The organism is Blautia caecimuris (assembly GCF_024622975.1).
In the GTDB taxonomy this organism is placed as follows: Bacteria; Bacillota; Clostridia; order Lachnospirales; family Lachnospiraceae; genus Blautia_A; species Blautia_A caecimuris.
Map to the genome: position 1 here is coordinate 85,797 of NZ_JANJZT010000012.1, position 14,503 is coordinate 100,299.

Sequence of the window (14,503 nt, forward strand, 5' to 3'; positions counted from 1 at the left end):
TCCTGTCAGCCGTTTTTCCTTAATACGTTTTCATAGAATTCATCAATATCTTTTTTGTACTGATCGAATTTTTCAAGCTCTTTGTTTGGAACATCATATTTAATAGAGATGATCCGTTCAAAAATATTGTCCTCTTTTAATACGGAAACCGGCATGCCGCGGTTTACAAGAGCGCGGGATTTCTCGTACAGATAAAGGATAATCTCCATCATCTGGAACTGTTTTTCCATTGGAACACAGGTATCCTCGTCATGGAAAGCGTTCTGCTGAAGAAAGCCCAGACGGATCACTCTTGCGATTTCCAGAGTCAGCTTCTGATCGTCAGGAAGAACATCGCTTCCGATCAGCTTTACGATTTCCATCAGAGAGCTTTCCTGGTTAAGGATCGCCATGATCTGATTTCTGTCTGTGACAAATTTCGGGGACACATGGGTGCGGTACCAGGGGGAGAGATCCTCCAGATACTCGCTGTAGCTGGTAAGCCAGTGGATTGCCGGGAAGTGGCGGGCATAGGCCAGAGATTTATCAAGTCCCCAGAAGCAGCGCACAAAACGTTTGGTATTCTGGGTAACAGGCTCTGAGAAGTCGCCGCCCTGAGGGGAAACCGCTCCGATAATAGAAACAGATCCTTCGGTTCCGTTTAAGTTCTGCATCATACCGGCTCTCTCATAAAAGGCAGAAAGCTTGGAGGCAAGATATGCAGGGAAGCCTTCCTCTGCAGGCATTTCCTCTAGACGTCCGGACAGCTCACGGAGAGCCTCGGCCCAACGGGAAGTAGAGTCTGCCATAATGGCTACGTCATATCCCATATCTCTGTAATATTCTGCCAGAGTGACGCCGGTGTAAATAGAGGCTTCACGGGCAGCAACAGGCATGTTGGAGGTATTGGCGATCAGAGTTGTTCTGTCCATCATCAGGTTGCCGGATTTAGGGTCGATCAGCTTGCTGAAATCTTCCAGAACCTGAGTCATTTCGTTTCCACGCTCTCCACAGCCGATATAGATAATAATATCAGCGTCAGACCATTTGGCGATCTGATGCTGCGTCATGGTCTTTCCTGTACCGAATCCGCCCGGAACAGCGGCAGTACCGCCTTTGGCGATAGGGAAAAGGGTGTCAAGGATACGCTGGCCTGTAACAAGAGGAACACTTGCCGGGAAACGCAGCTGTGTAGGTCTTGGAATACGGATAGGCCATTTCTGTGCAAGCGTCAGATCCTTTGTAGTCCCGTCCGGCAGTTCAATGGTTACAATAGGCTCCAGAATGTTATAGTCGCCGTCCGGAGCTGCTTTGATGACAGTTCCGTCCTGGATAGAAGGGGGAACCATGGATTTATGAAGAATGGAGGCTGTTTCCTGTGTCTCGGCAATGATCGTACCGGGACCCACAACATCCCCCTCCTTAACTGTAATATGAGTGTTCCATTTTTTCTGTGTATCCAAAGAATCTACACTGACACCTCTGGAAATATATTTTCCGGAGGATTTTGCAATTTCCTCCAGAGGACGCTGGATTCCGTCAAAAATATTGTGGATGATTCCAGGCCCCAGAAGAACAGAGATGGCGTCGCCTGTTCCTGTAACGGTTTCACCGGGGCGAAGCCCTGTGGTCTCCTCAAAAACCTGAACGGTGGTCATTCCCTTTTTCAGGCCAATGACTTCTCCTACCAGATTGTCCTTTCCTACATAGACCATCTCGGAGATTTTAAATCCGGGATCGCCCTTCAGATAAATAACCGGGCCGTTGACACCGTAGATAATACCTGTTTTACTCATTCTTCAGCCCTCCGTCAAATTTGAATTCCTTTCGCATGGACTCCAGTCCTTCCAGAAAAGAGTTGTCGATCATGATATTTTTCTGGGGAATAGCAGCGCGGATACCGCCGATAAAATCATCTGAAGAAACAGTAAGCTCCGCTCCTGTTTTCTGTGAAAGAGCCTCGAGCTTACTGCTGTCACCGGAAGATAAAGAAATCTGAATTTCATCCTCGCCGGCAAAGGATTTCACTTCCTGAATCTGTTTACACAGATAATCCATATATTCAGGAGTTTCCATAAAAGCCTGTGCTTTCTGTTTTACTTCTACAAAAAGAGTTTCTTTCAGCTCTTCCTGTTTTCTGGACCAGCCGCGCTTGAGAGTGATCTGCTCTGCGGCCAGAGCCTTGTTGATCTCCCTGCGGACATGCTCGGCTTCGGCCTTTACCTCAGCCTCAGCGCTTTGTCTGCGGGCTGCTTTATGATCTTCCAGCATCTGAGAAAGAGATTCTCTGTGTTCCTGGATCGCCTTTGCGGCATCCTCCTTTGCTTCCTCGACAGAGACCTCATAAAAATGCTGCAACTTTTCATCTATTGTCATGTTTTCACCTGCCTATAATTTCAGTCCGATTGCTTCGTTGACATATGAAGTGATAAAATCCGGTTTACGTCCTGTTCCGTGCCTGTCAGGAATTTCAATGATCAGGGGAGTTTTGTGGTGAAGCCGGACTTCATCAATGATCTCCGGGAATTCCCGTCCAAATTTTTCCGTAAGGAGAATGATCCCGATTTCCTTGTCTGCAATAGTGCGCTCCAGGGCTTCCCGGAGCTCATCACGTTCATGGACAACCACGCCCTCGACACCTGCCAGGCGCATGCCTGTGTAGGTGTCGATGTTGTCGCTGATTAAATACATTTTCATAAAATATGCCTCTTAAAGTTTACCAAGGATCATAAAGGAAATGATCAGTCCGTAAAGGGCGATACCTTCGGCCATAGCTACGAAGATAATAGATTTACCAAAAAGAGAACCGTCTTCGCTGAGGGCTCCAAGCGCAGCGCTTGCGGAGCTGGCAACTGCAATACCGGAACCAAGACCGGAAATACCTGTAACAAGGGCAGCTGCAATATAGCCAAGACCTGTAGCCAGACCGCTGTTGCCTGATGCAGCCTGTACGCTTGATGTGCCTGCAAACATTACCACAGAGGCAACAAGGATTACGCCAAAGAACATAAAGCAGTTTGCTGCAAGTGTGCGTTTATAGCGTTTTTTGTTTTTCTCACCAAGGAAAAAGTAGCTCACAGGTAAGATGATGCTGAGAATCAGTGCGATTGCTGTTACGATTTGAATGATCATTGTCATGGTAATATCCTCCTGAAAATAAAATTATTTTTACGGGAAAAATCCCGGCTGTTTTTATTAAGCGTTTGCTTTCTGTCCCTTTTTCTTAAAAGGAAGGAACTCGCGTCCGTTTCCTGCATAGAAGCGGCTGAAGATCTCGTAGTATTCCAGACGAAGAACCTGGATACCAACGATCAGACCCTCCATGGAGCACACAAAAATGTTGCCCAGAACAATAACGATCCAGTTGGGGCTGCCGCCCTCTGTAGCTCCTGCCAGCATCAGGACAACCTCCATCATTGCCGCATGGCTTACGGCGAAGGCTCCGATACGAAGGAAAGAAAGGGTGTTTGACAAATAGCTTAACAGTACCTCAAAAAGTTCAAAGAAGCTCTGAACAAAGAACATCCCCTTTTGTTCAGGAAGGATCTGTTTCTTTTTCTCTACCAGATTGGTAAGAGGCTCCTTCAGGAACATCAGAATCAGCGGTACGCCGAACATAACTGCCAGAACAGCTGCTGCGGGAAGCTTTTTGCCGGAAACAAGAAGCACTGCGGACAGAGCAATGGACCCATAAAATACAAGCCCGGCAACAGCGTTGCTGTCAAACCATGTACGTTCTGTATCATGATTGCGGACAGCATTGATGATATTAAATACCATACAGATCAGGATCAGAAGCATTCCGAATCCGATAGCGATGACAAATACTGCATTCAGCCGTCCTACCAGTGGAACGTCCATCATTGCCTTCATGGGCTTCAGCCATATGGCGTGGAGAATTTCTTCAAATCCGAAGATACTTCCGTACATAAATCCGAAAAAGGTGGAAAATACACCGGCGCAGCTGATAATGCCTGCAAGGTCCATGTGCTTTTTCTTATACAGGAACAGACCGCCAAGGAAAAGGATCAGTCCCTGTCCCACATCTCCGAACATGGCTCCGAAGATCAGGGAATAGGTAATAGCCACAAACCATGTGGGGTCCAGCTCGTTATAAGCAGGAAGGCCGTACATTTTTACATACATTTCAAAAGGCCGGAACAGCTTCGGATTGTGAAGCTTTGTTGGCGGTGTCTTTTTTGCCGGTGACTCTTCGTCTTCCATAAGGCAGAAGATTTTGTCATCGTCTCTGATATCCTCCTGGAAAGCCAGCGCGTCTTTTTCGGTCATCCAGCCACACAGGATATAGAAAGGATTTACTTCGTCTCTTGTTCGTGTGCAGGCTGCAAGCTTACGGATATCAAAGCTTGAAGAGCAGGCATCCAATGCAGCTTTTGCAGAAACAATATCCTGACAGTTATCTTTAAGGAAACTGTCGGCAGCTTTCTGGTTGGCATCCAGACCTGCGTGGATTTCTTTGTGACGCTGCTCCAGTTTTGAAAATGCCTCCCTGGCAGTACCGGTATAGCAGTCGGGAACAAAGATCTGCTCAAAATGCATGGATGAATAGACGGCATGTACCTTATGAGCCTGATGCTTTGGCACAAAATAAACACCGTAAATATACTGCTCATTATCACTGCATTTGATAAACAAAGTATCCAGGGTATCATAAATGTATTTCTCGAATTTCTGGAAATACTGTTTTTCAATCCGACCAAAACGGTAATGGATATAACTGAAGTTCAGAATTTCAGATATATCATAATTAAGATTCTGGAAAGGACGGATGATCTTTAGGGAATCCAGCATTTCAGCATGTTCTGCTTTCAGCTTCTGACGGACGTCAGCAAGATGGCCGGATTCTTTCTGGAGCCTTCGGACCACAGAGACAGCGGTTTCTGTATCCATCTTTTTGGGCGTGATGCTTTCCGGGTCTTCCAATTGTTCGTAAAAACTGTTAATGGAAGTGAGAGCTTCACGATAAGGATTGATTTCCAGAAACGGTGACAGATTGGCAACCTCTGTCAGCTCAGAAAGAGCATTTTCCAGATGAATCTCATATTTGGAAAGATAGGTTTCTGTCATTCTGTCAATATCTGCCTTTGGCCCTGTGATGCTCAAAAATTTCATTTTTTCAATCACGATGTTACCTCCGGGTTGTTAATTATTACGAATAAACTGAAGCGCTTCTTCAGGCTGTACACCGTACCGTACACATTCAATGGCAATGGTCAGACGGTTTACTTCATGCTCTTTGTGATACATATAGGAATAGAGAAGGGCCACGGAATAAGGATCTCTCCGGGCTTCTTTTTCCAGAGTACTGCGGAGCATACAATTGTAAAATTCCTCAAGATTATGTGCTGCCAGATGTTCGTATTTTTTGCCGTAATAGGTTTTGCGGAATAAAGGCCGTGCCTCTTCATAGGAGGCGGCTTCCACAAGGGTGTTGATTTCTTCTTTTTTCAATTTGTAATTCATTGGTATCAGCAGGGCGTAGATATCTGCCGGCGCCATATGAAAATACCGTTTGGACCGGAAAATAAACTGCAGATTCAGCATATCGAATTTTTCTCCATATGCATGAGTGATCTGTTTCAGATCATTTCCGGAAAAAAGTTTTTTGCGGACATTCCAGATCTGTGTAAAATAATAAAGGTCAAGAACCATGCCGTAGTCAAAGAGCAGCGCGCTTTCGTGATTCTGAATCTGAGACAGGGGCAGATAAAATTCATTTCCCTTTAATGCCGTGATAAATTCTTCCATAGAGGTACAGGCGATTAGCCTGTCAAGATCCATATTGGAGTGTTTACGGAAAAAATCACGGTATGGTGTCACATCTACAGGATCTGTGTTTCGGTGATCAAACAGGTCTGTCATGATTTCCTTCAGAACACGAATCTCATAGCGCTTGGAATAAAGATCCAGGAATTTGCGCTGCTCTGGATTGGAAAACTGATAGATACGGGAAAAATTGTTAAAAACAGAAGCTTTTAACAGCTTTTCAATCTGTCCTCTGTGGAGAGTGTTTTCATCCAGAGAGGCCCAGGCCTCTTCGTATTCCTTTGTATGCTTCAGGTAAGTGATTACCTGAGGAACACTGGATAGCTGAAGAATTTCCTGAAACTGTTCTTCCGTTGTCAGCTTGCTCTGCATGGCGCGGATCTTTGCTGAAATTCCGCTGTAGGAGAGGAGATTTCCCATGCTGTCTTATGCCTCCTTTTTCAGTTTGCAAGAAGTTTCCGGAATAAATGCTCTGAAAGGGTTTCGTGATTCTGGCTGTAATAACTGTCCAGTTCACAGAGAGCAGATTCCATCTGACTGCGCAGTTCAGAAAGCTCTTCGTTTTTTTTCTGTTCCAGACTGCTACGGAGCTCCTGAATCTTTGTATTAGTCTCCTGTTCCAGAGCAGCGTCAAATTCTTTGCACTTTTCCTCCATTTCTGCAGAAAGCGCGGACTTGGTGCTGTCTGCATCCTCCATAATGCGTTTTGCAGTAAGTTCTATTTCAGATAGCTTATTGAGTATCTGTTCCATATTCAACCTCCTTTTGCTGCCAGGATTCTTACTTTGTGGAACTTTCTCCTATGATACACCTTTTGTTAAAAAAATACCATACAAATTTACGGCATTATATGGTAATTATTTTATGATAAGTTGTATAAAGGTCACAAAACAGGTATATTGTTGGAAAAGAAACACAGCAGAAATTCAGAAAATCCTGTATTAAGAGAAGACAGAGAAGCTGTTATAATGATACAGGTAAAATTACAGGCAGACAAGGCAGTGAAAATGCAGGAAATCTTTTTGTTGCTGAGTACAGAGAAAACATGTATGATAGGAGAGAATCTTTGAATTTTTGTGAAAAGATTTATTTTCGTATATTACAGATGTCATTGTGTAAGACTCAGTATTTGTTTAGTTACAGATCCAGGCAGCAAAATGGATTCTTCCTTACTGGCTGTAAGGGATATTAACCATAAATATATTGTGGCAGAAGCTGATATAAAATAAAGTATTTTTAGAGGAGACATTTTCTGACACGAAGAGTCTTCGTTGTTTTGTTTTTGCAGGATACACATACAGAGTTGAAACATATTTTTATGTCCGCATATTGCGAATTCTATTATGCGAAATTCTGTATTTGCTCATTTATAGAATAAGATTAAGAAGGCAGGATAAAAGGAGGAACTATATTATGAGACTTAGAAATATACCGGGAGCCAAAGATGCAATTCTGGAGAACAGATATGTAGTCCAGGAACCAAAAACACAAAAAGGAAAGTGGAATCAGTGTTTTTTGAAGGAACAGCCTGTTCATATCGAGGTTGGAATGGGAAAAGGCCGGTTTTTGATGGACATGGCAAGACTTCACCCGGACATTAATTATGTAGGAATTGAAATGTATGACAGCGTGCTTTTCCGGGCTCTGCAGAAAAGAGAAGAACTGGAGGAAGCGGGAGAAAAGCTGGACAACCTTCTTTTTATGAGAGTGGATGCCCGTGAGCTTCCTGATATTTTTGAAAAAGGAGAAGTGCAGAAGATATATCTGAATTTTTCAGATCCATGGCCAAAGGCAAGACACGCGAAGCGCAGGCTTACATCCAGAGAGTTTCTTGCCCGCTATGAGAAAATCCTGATTCCTGAAGGTGTGGTAGAATTTAAAACAGACAACAGAGAGCTGTTTGAGTTTTCTCTGGAAGAGGTAAAAGAAAAAGACTGGGAGCTTCTGGTGTATACTTTCGACCTGCATCATCAGGAGGATATGATGAAAGGAAATGTGATGACCGAATATGAGGAGAAATTTTCTTCCATGGGAAATCCTATCTGCAAGCTTATTATGCGTCAGAAACAGTAAGCCGGCAGAGTTTACGGAGGACGCCGTATGTTCCGGTTTATAACAATACACATATAATATAGAAGAAATGCAGATACTTATTATTTGCAAAAAAAACAGAGCAAAATGTTCAGGCAGATCTGACGCCTGAACATAGCTCTGATATAAAATCCGGAAATATGGAAAAGGAAGTGTTTTTATGGCTGCTGTGAGAAAACGCAGCAAAATGCAGAGCATTATAACTCAGTTCAGTTATGAACACCGGAGGCTGGATAAACAGCTGTCGAAGATCAGGAAAAACACAGGCGAACTGGCTCATATGCTGGATTCTCTGGGAGATAAAAAAGGAACAGAAAAGAAAAACTGAATTTTATAAAAAAAATGTAAAAAAGTTCTTGACTTTTGATGAAGTGTTTCGTATAATAATTCTTGCGTTAAGGAAATACACAAAATAAACACATTTCAATAAGCGTCTTTAGCTCAGTTGGTAGAGCACCTGACTCTTAATCAGGGTGTCCAGGGTTCGAACCCCTGAAGACGCACTTAAAGCACTGTTTTTGCGGACAACGTGATTGCCGCGGGGACGGTGTTTTTCGTTGTATAGAAATTATTAAAAATAGTCTGATATTCAAAATAAATTTTATTTTTTTCTTACAAAGTATCAAAATTCTGCATCTATTTTTTACTAATCTTTTTAAAACCCATGATAGAACAAAATATTTTCTTCCGGCATAATGGAAAAGGTTTAAAACAGCGCGGCATAAAGCTGCAGAGGAGGAAATGTAATGTCGGAAATTGCATTGAGAAATGTAAGCAGGCAATTTGATCCAGAGCATTACGGAGTAAAAGACTTTAATCTGGATATTCATGATAAGGAATTTGTCATATTTGTGGGACCTTCCGGATGCGGGAAATCAACTACACTCAGATTGATCGCAGGTCTTGAAGAGATTACAGATGGTGAACTCTGGATTGATGGACAGCTTTGTAATTATCTGGAACCAAAAGAGCGGGGAATGGCTATGGTATTTCAGAATTATGCTCTTTATCCCAATATGACTGTCTATGGAAATCTGGCGTATGCTCTGAAAATAAGAAAGGTTCCAAAAAAGGAAATTCAGGAGAGGGTTCATCAGGTGGCAAAAATTCTGGAGATCGAGTCTCTTTTGGACCGTCGGCCATCAGCTCTTTCTGGAGGACAGAAGCAGAGAGTTGCCATAGGCAGTGCGATCATTCGTAAACCGAAGGCCTTTTTGATGGATGAACCATTATCGAATCTGGACGCAAAACTGAGAGCGCAGATGCGGGTGGAGCTTCTGAAGCTTCATGAACAGCTTGGAACGACGATGATCTATGTAACCCATGACCAGACGGAAGCAATGACTCTGGGGACGAAGATTGTGGTTATGAAAGCCGGATATATACAGCAGGTAGGTGCTCCGGCAAAAATCTACAACAACCCGATCAACCTGTTTGTTGCAGGCTTTCTTGGTTCGCCGTCTATGAATTTTTTTAAGTGCAGGATCAAGGCGGAGGCAGACAATCGTGTGGCTCTTGTAATGGAAGAATCCGGTCAGGGCAAAAAGTTTTATTTAAGTGATCCGTTGACAAAACGTATGGGAATAACGGCAAATGGCCGTCAGGTAATCCTGGGAATCCGTCCAGAGGATATTTATGATGAAGACGGTGCGAGAGAGCTGGGAATTATGGATCAGACAGAAAATATGGAAGAAATAGTCGTAAATCGGGAAATGACCGGTGCAGAAACCATACTTTACTTTGATGAGCAGAATAAAACTCATGCAGTACGTCTGAAACCGGAAAATAAGACACAGACAGGTGACAAAATAAAACTTTATTTCGACATGGAAAAAATACATATTTTTGATCCGGAAACAGAAAAAAATCTTTTATACAGGGAGGAGGTGCAATAATGGGAAAAAAAACAGCGGCAAAAATCAACCCATATTTTTATCTTGTCCCAAGTATGTTGATTTTCGCAGTATTTTTGTTTTATCCATTTTTTAAGACTATTTACCTTAGTCTGTATAAAACAAATAAAATGGGTGAGGCAAAGCTTTTTGTGGGCCTGGAAAACTATAAAGCTCTTCTTAGTTCCCCGTCTTTCCATAACAGCCTGAAGGTTACCCTGATATTTGTTTCAGTGGTCGTGATTGGAAGCATGCTTTTGGGGCTTGTGGCAGCAGTTCTCTGCAATAAGGCTTTTCCGGGAATCAGGTTTTTCAGCACAGCGTATGCGCTTCCTATGGCGATCGCCTCCAGTTCTGCGGCAATGATCTTTCAGATCATGCTCCATCCTGCAGTGGGAATTGTAAATAAACTGTTGAATCTTGATATTAACTGGCTGAATGATCCCAAAACTGCACTTTGGTGTGTAGCAATCCTTACAGCGTGGCTGAACAGCGGAATTAACTTTCTGTATTTTTCCGCAGGACTGGGAAATATTGACGAAACAATTTACGAGAGAGCGTCAGTGGATGGCGCAAGTGGCATACAGCAGTTTTTCAGCCTTACGCTGCCCGGACTTTCTCCTATTATGTTCTATACACTGGTAGTCAATATTATTCAGGCATTTCAGTCCTTTGGACAGATTAAGATCCTGACAGAGGGCGGACCAAATGAAAGCACCAATGTAATCGTCTATTCTATTTACAGAGATGCGTTTTTTAACTATCGTTTCGGAAGTGCAGCAGCCCAGTCAGTCATCCTGTTTCTGATTGTTATGGTCATTACACTGATTATGTTTCGTATGGAAAAGAAAGGGGTAAAATACTGATGAGTCAGGCAGAAAATATGGCTTTGCCCATAGAGGGACAGATTTCCAGAAGTGAGCTTCTGGAGATAAAGAACACAATGAATACCAGGGCTCTTGCAAAAAGAAGAGGGCGTACAGCCCTTCGGCTGACAGCGAATGTTCTGTTTGCTTTTGTTGTGCTGCTTCCATTGCTTTATGCAGTAAGCATTGCATTTATGCCGTCCAGCGAACTTTTTACAACAGAATTGAATATTCTTCCAAAGCATCCTACATGGAGTAATTTCATCAATGCATTTAAAAATGTACCGCTTCTGAAATTTATTATGAACTCCTTTATTATGGCAGGATGTATTACTATCGGACAGATTATTTCCTGCTCGCTTGCGGCTTTTTCTTTCTCTTTCCTGGAATTCAAAGGAAAAGGAATTCTTTTTATGCTGGTTATGGCAACCATGATGGTTCCCGGGGAGGCTACGATTATTTCCAATTACCTGACTGTAGGAAAAATGGGAATTCTTGATACTTATCCGGTACTGATCCTTCCGTATCTGACATCTGCAATGGGAATCTTTCTGTTCCGGCAGTTTTATATGACGTTTCCGGTTTCTCTTTATGAATCGGCAAAGCTGGATGGATGTGGCAATCTGCGCTTTATCGTAAAAATCCTGATTCCACTGACAAAATCTGCTATTGGAGCTATGGCGGTCTATACCTTTATCAATGCATGGAATATGTATATGTGGCCGCTTCTGGTAACAGGATCCAATGAAAGACGTACGGTTCAGATTGGTATCAGCATGCTGGACAGCGTGGATTCTCAGTCGATCACTCTGATGATCGCAGGCGTGGTAATGATCATTATCCCGTCAATTTCTATTTTCATCATCGGCCAGAAACAGCTGATCCGGGGAATGTTCTCCGGAGCTGTGAAAGGATAAATAAAAATTACACGAAGAAGAGGAGAAAAATCATGAAGAAAAAAGTAATTGCGTCAATGCTGGCATTATCCATGATCGCAGGAACTTCATCAGCTGTATTTGCAGCAGAAAATACGACAGCAGAGATGGCGGATGCCTCAGATGTAGATGGAACAACAATTTCCTTCTGGCATTCCATGGGAGGAGTTAATGGAGAAGCTCTGGATACTCTTGTAAAACAGTTTAATGAGGAAAATGAATATGGAATTACTGTAGACGCGCAGTATCAGGGAGAGTATGATGATTCTCTCAATAAGCTGAAAAGCGCTCAGATTGGAAATATGGGAGCTGATCTGGTTCAGGTTTATGAGATTGGTACAAGATTCATGATCGATTCCGGATGGATCGTGCCTATGCAGGAGATGATCGACGGAGACGGCTATGATCTTTCACAGATCGAGCCAAACCTTGCTGCATATTATACTATTGATAATGAATTATATTCTATGCCGTTTAATTCATCGACTCCAATTCTCTATTATAATAAAGACATGTTTGAAAAAGCAGGAATTACAGAGGTTCCGGACAGCCTGGAAGGAATCGGTGAGATTGGTCAGCAGCTTCTGGACAATGGCGGAGCAGGAGAGGCTATGTCCATGGGAATTTATGGATGGTTTTTTGAGCAGCTGATCAGTAAACAGGGACTGGAGTATGCCAATAACGGAAATGGGCGTAAAGAAGCTGCAACAGCAGTTGCCTTTGATGAAAACGGAGCTGCAAAAAATATTCTTACAGTATGGAAAGATCTGAATGACAAAGGTTTTGCTCCGATTGTAGGAAAAGGAGGAGACGCAGGTCTTGCAGACTTTTCAGCAGGAAAATCTGCTATTACTCTTGGATCTACTGCATCTTTAAAACAGATTCTGCAGGATGTTAACGGTAAATTCGAGGTTGGTACTGCTTATTTCCCGAAAGTATCCTCTTCTGATGAGGGTGGTGTATCTATTGGAGGCGCTTCTCTGTGGGCTCTTGATAACCAGGATCCGAAAAAGCTTCGTGCAACGTGGGAATTTATCAAGTTCCTGATCTCTCCTGAATCACAGGCTTACTGGAATGCACAGACTGGATATTTTCCGGTAACAGTTGCAGCTCAGGAAGAAGAGACCTTTAAACAGAATGTAGCGGAATATCCGCAGTTCCAGACTGCTATTGATCAGCTTCATGATTCTGCACCGGAATATGCAGGAGCACTTTTAAGTGTATTTCCGGAAGCCAGAGCAATCGTGGAATCAGAAATTGAAAGTCTTCTTAATGGAAATGAGGATGTGGACGCTGCAGTGAAAAACATGACAGAATCTATTAATGGAGCAATTGAAGAATATAATCTTGTAAATGAATAAAAACAATGATGCAGTATAGCTTTATTCCAAAATCCGGGTGTGGTAAAATACACCCGGATAGATTTTTATGGAGGACAGAAAAGTGAAAACTACGGAAATTTTTGCCCACAGAGGCGCAAGCGGCTATGAGTCAGAAAATACCCTGGAGGCTTTTGCACTGGCAGTAGAACAGGGGGCAGATGGAATTGAACTGGATGTCCAGCTCAGCAGGGATGGCCAGATGGTAATCATCCATGACGAAAATGTTGACAGAGTCTGTAATGGTACAGGCTGGGTAAAAGATTATACACTGGAAGAACTGAAAAGATTTCAGGTCAGTACTCCTGAGGGGAAAAAGGGAAGGATTCCTACCTTGAGAGAGGTTTTGGAGCTGGTAAAACCAAGCGGTATTAAGGTAAATATCGAACTGAAGACAGGGATTTTCTGGTATCCGGAGCTGGAACGTATGGTAATAGAAGAGGTAAAGCATCAGGGAATGGAGGACAGGATCATTTATTCTTCCTTTAACCATTATAGTATGCAGAAGATCAGAGAATTAGAGCCAGATGCGGAAACTGCTTATCTGTACAGCGACGTGATTCTTAATGTGGCAGATTATGCAAAAAAGACCGGGATCAAAGGTCTGCATCCGGCGATCTACCATATGGCAATGGCAGATTTTCTCAGAGAATATAAGGAAAGTGGATTGAAAATCCGTGTGTGGACTGTGAATGAAACAGAGCATATGGAGAAGCTGTTCCACGCAGGCGTGGATGCAATTATTACTAACTATCCAGATCGGGCAGTGAAGATCAGAGATGAATTTCTGAAACAACAGAGATAATTTTAACTGAAAAAAGATAATATTGCTGATATATTAAAATACCCATGAAAGTGATTGATCTGGTAAGCCATAATGGATTATTAATAAAAACATTTGATGATACAGGAGGAAAAAATGAGAAGGATCAGAATTATTAAGAAAAACGATGAGTACAGCCAGGAGTATGAAGTGGGAGATGTTTTTGAGACAGAAGGAACCTGGTACGGGGGAGTTCATATTTCCGGGAGAACCGGAGTTCCGGTATCTCTGGATAAAGAGGAGTATACAGAACTTGGATCAGAACCGGAGGCGCCTGCAATAACAGAGAAAGCAGCTGAAAGAGACATCCGCCCGGGAGATATTGTCCGGCATTTTAAAAGAGAATGGGTAAATGAAAATACCTCAGAGTATCTTTATAAAGTACTTGCTTTTGCGGATCATACAGAAACGGGAGAAAAATTTGTAGTCTATCAGGCATTGTATGCACCTTTTAAAACCTGCGCAAGACCTTTTGAAATGTTTATGAGCGAGGTGGACAGGGACAAGTATCCGGATGTGAAGCAGAAGTGGAGATTTGAAAAAGTGGAGGGGAATTTCTAAAAACAAATCCTGGCGGTATTCAAAATATGCCGTTAGGATTTTTTGTATATAAGATGTGGTAGAATAGGGCTATCAGGTAAATAGGTGAAAAATATTTTAAGTAAAAACAGTATAATGGAGCTTCCTGTATAATAAAAAATGTGGATGTTGAAAATTGAAAATACCTCAGAGTACAATAAGACTACTGACT

15 protein-coding genes and 1 tRNA gene are annotated in these 14,503 nt (G+C 42.7%); 9 read left to right on the forward strand and 7 right to left on the reverse strand.

The window, feature by feature from the left end; all coding sequences use genetic code 11:
* Nucleotides 1-5: 5 nt before the first annotated feature.
* From NSA57_RS09345 to NSA57_RS09375, 7 genes are read right to left on the reverse strand one after another with little or no spacing between them, the layout of a single operon-like run.
* Nucleotides 6-1,775 (reverse strand): V-type ATP synthase subunit A, encoded by a 1,770-nt coding sequence (locus NSA57_RS09345; protein ID WP_147599511.1) that lies wholly within the window; start codon nucleotides 1,773-1,775, stop codon nucleotides 6-8.
* The gene (locus NSA57_RS09350; protein WP_147599512.1) at nucleotides 1,768-2,355 is read right to left on the reverse strand and encodes a V-type ATP synthase subunit E; all 588 of its coding nucleotides are present in this window, start codon (nucleotides 2,353-2,355) and stop codon (nucleotides 1,768-1,770) included. Before NSA57_RS09350 ends, NSA57_RS09345 begins: the two co-directional genes overlap by 8 nt.
* Before the next feature lie 12 nt (nucleotides 2,356-2,367).
* The gene (locus tag NSA57_RS09355; RefSeq protein ID WP_022068824.1) at nucleotides 2,368-2,676 is read right to left on the reverse strand and encodes a V-type ATP synthase subunit F; all 309 of its coding nucleotides are present in this window, start codon (nucleotides 2,674-2,676) and stop codon (nucleotides 2,368-2,370) included.
* A 12-nt stretch (nucleotides 2,677-2,688) separates the two neighbouring features.
* A complete protein-coding gene (locus NSA57_RS09360; protein ID WP_022068823.1) occupies nucleotides 2,689-3,117 on the reverse strand; it encodes an ATP synthase subunit C in 429 nt (142 codons plus the stop codon).
* A 57-nt stretch (nucleotides 3,118-3,174) separates the two neighbouring features.
* Entirely contained in the window at nucleotides 3,175-5,124 is a 1,950-nt protein-coding gene (locus tag NSA57_RS09365; protein WP_257464680.1) for a V-type ATP synthase subunit I, read from the reverse strand.
* A gap of 18 nt (nucleotides 5,125-5,142) precedes the next feature.
* Nucleotides 5,143-6,186, reverse strand: coding sequence for a V0D/AC39 family V-type ATPase subunit (locus NSA57_RS09370; RefSeq protein WP_147599514.1), 1,044 nt, complete (start codon nucleotides 6,184-6,186; stop codon nucleotides 5,143-5,145).
* 20 nt (nucleotides 6,187-6,206) lie between these two features.
* A complete protein-coding gene (locus NSA57_RS09375; protein WP_022068819.1) occupies nucleotides 6,207-6,518 on the reverse strand; it encodes a hypothetical protein in 312 nt (103 codons plus the stop codon).
* Between the two features lie 661 nt (nucleotides 6,519-7,179).
* Between NSA57_RS09375 and trmB the strand changes: the two genes are divergently transcribed.
* From trmB to NSA57_RS09420, 9 genes are all read left to right on the forward strand, one after another.
* Complete coding sequence (gene trmB / locus NSA57_RS09380) at nucleotides 7,180-7,839, forward strand: tRNA (guanosine(46)-N7)-methyltransferase TrmB (protein ID WP_257464682.1); 660 nt, start codon at nucleotides 7,180-7,182, stop codon at nucleotides 7,837-7,839.
* 178 nt (nucleotides 7,840-8,017) lie between these two features.
* Entirely contained in the window at nucleotides 8,018-8,185 is a 168-nt protein-coding gene (locus NSA57_RS09385; protein ID WP_173752728.1) for a hypothetical protein, read from the forward strand.
* A 102-nt stretch (nucleotides 8,186-8,287) separates the two neighbouring features.
* A tRNA-Lys gene (locus NSA57_RS09390) sits at nucleotides 8,288-8,360 on the forward strand.
* 243 nt (nucleotides 8,361-8,603) lie between these two features.
* Complete coding sequence (locus NSA57_RS09395; protein ID WP_257464684.1) at nucleotides 8,604-9,752, forward strand: ABC transporter ATP-binding protein; 1,149 nt, start codon at nucleotides 8,604-8,606, stop codon at nucleotides 9,750-9,752.
* Complete coding sequence (locus NSA57_RS09400; RefSeq protein WP_257464685.1) at nucleotides 9,752-10,615, forward strand: carbohydrate ABC transporter permease; 864 nt, start codon at nucleotides 9,752-9,754, stop codon at nucleotides 10,613-10,615. The genes NSA57_RS09395 and NSA57_RS09400 overlap by 1 nt, the downstream gene beginning before the upstream one ends.
* 77 nt (nucleotides 10,616-10,692) lie before the next feature.
* Complete coding sequence (locus NSA57_RS09405) at nucleotides 10,693-11,532, forward strand: carbohydrate ABC transporter permease (protein WP_390427233.1); 840 nt, start codon at nucleotides 10,693-10,695, stop codon at nucleotides 11,530-11,532.
* A gap of 32 nt (nucleotides 11,533-11,564) precedes the next feature.
* Entirely contained in the window at nucleotides 11,565-12,911 is a 1,347-nt protein-coding gene (locus NSA57_RS09410) for an ABC transporter substrate-binding protein (protein WP_147599520.1), read from the forward strand.
* A gap of 67 nt (nucleotides 12,912-12,978) precedes the next feature.
* On the forward strand, nucleotides 12,979-13,734 hold the full coding sequence (locus NSA57_RS09415) for a glycerophosphodiester phosphodiesterase (protein ID WP_147599521.1): 756 nt from the start codon (nucleotides 12,979-12,981) through the stop codon (nucleotides 13,732-13,734).
* Between the two features lie 114 nt (nucleotides 13,735-13,848).
* A complete protein-coding gene (locus NSA57_RS09420; protein WP_173752723.1) occupies nucleotides 13,849-14,313 on the forward strand; it encodes a DUF1653 domain-containing protein in 465 nt (154 codons plus the stop codon).
* The last annotated feature ends 190 nt before the right edge of the window (nucleotides 14,314-14,503 follow it).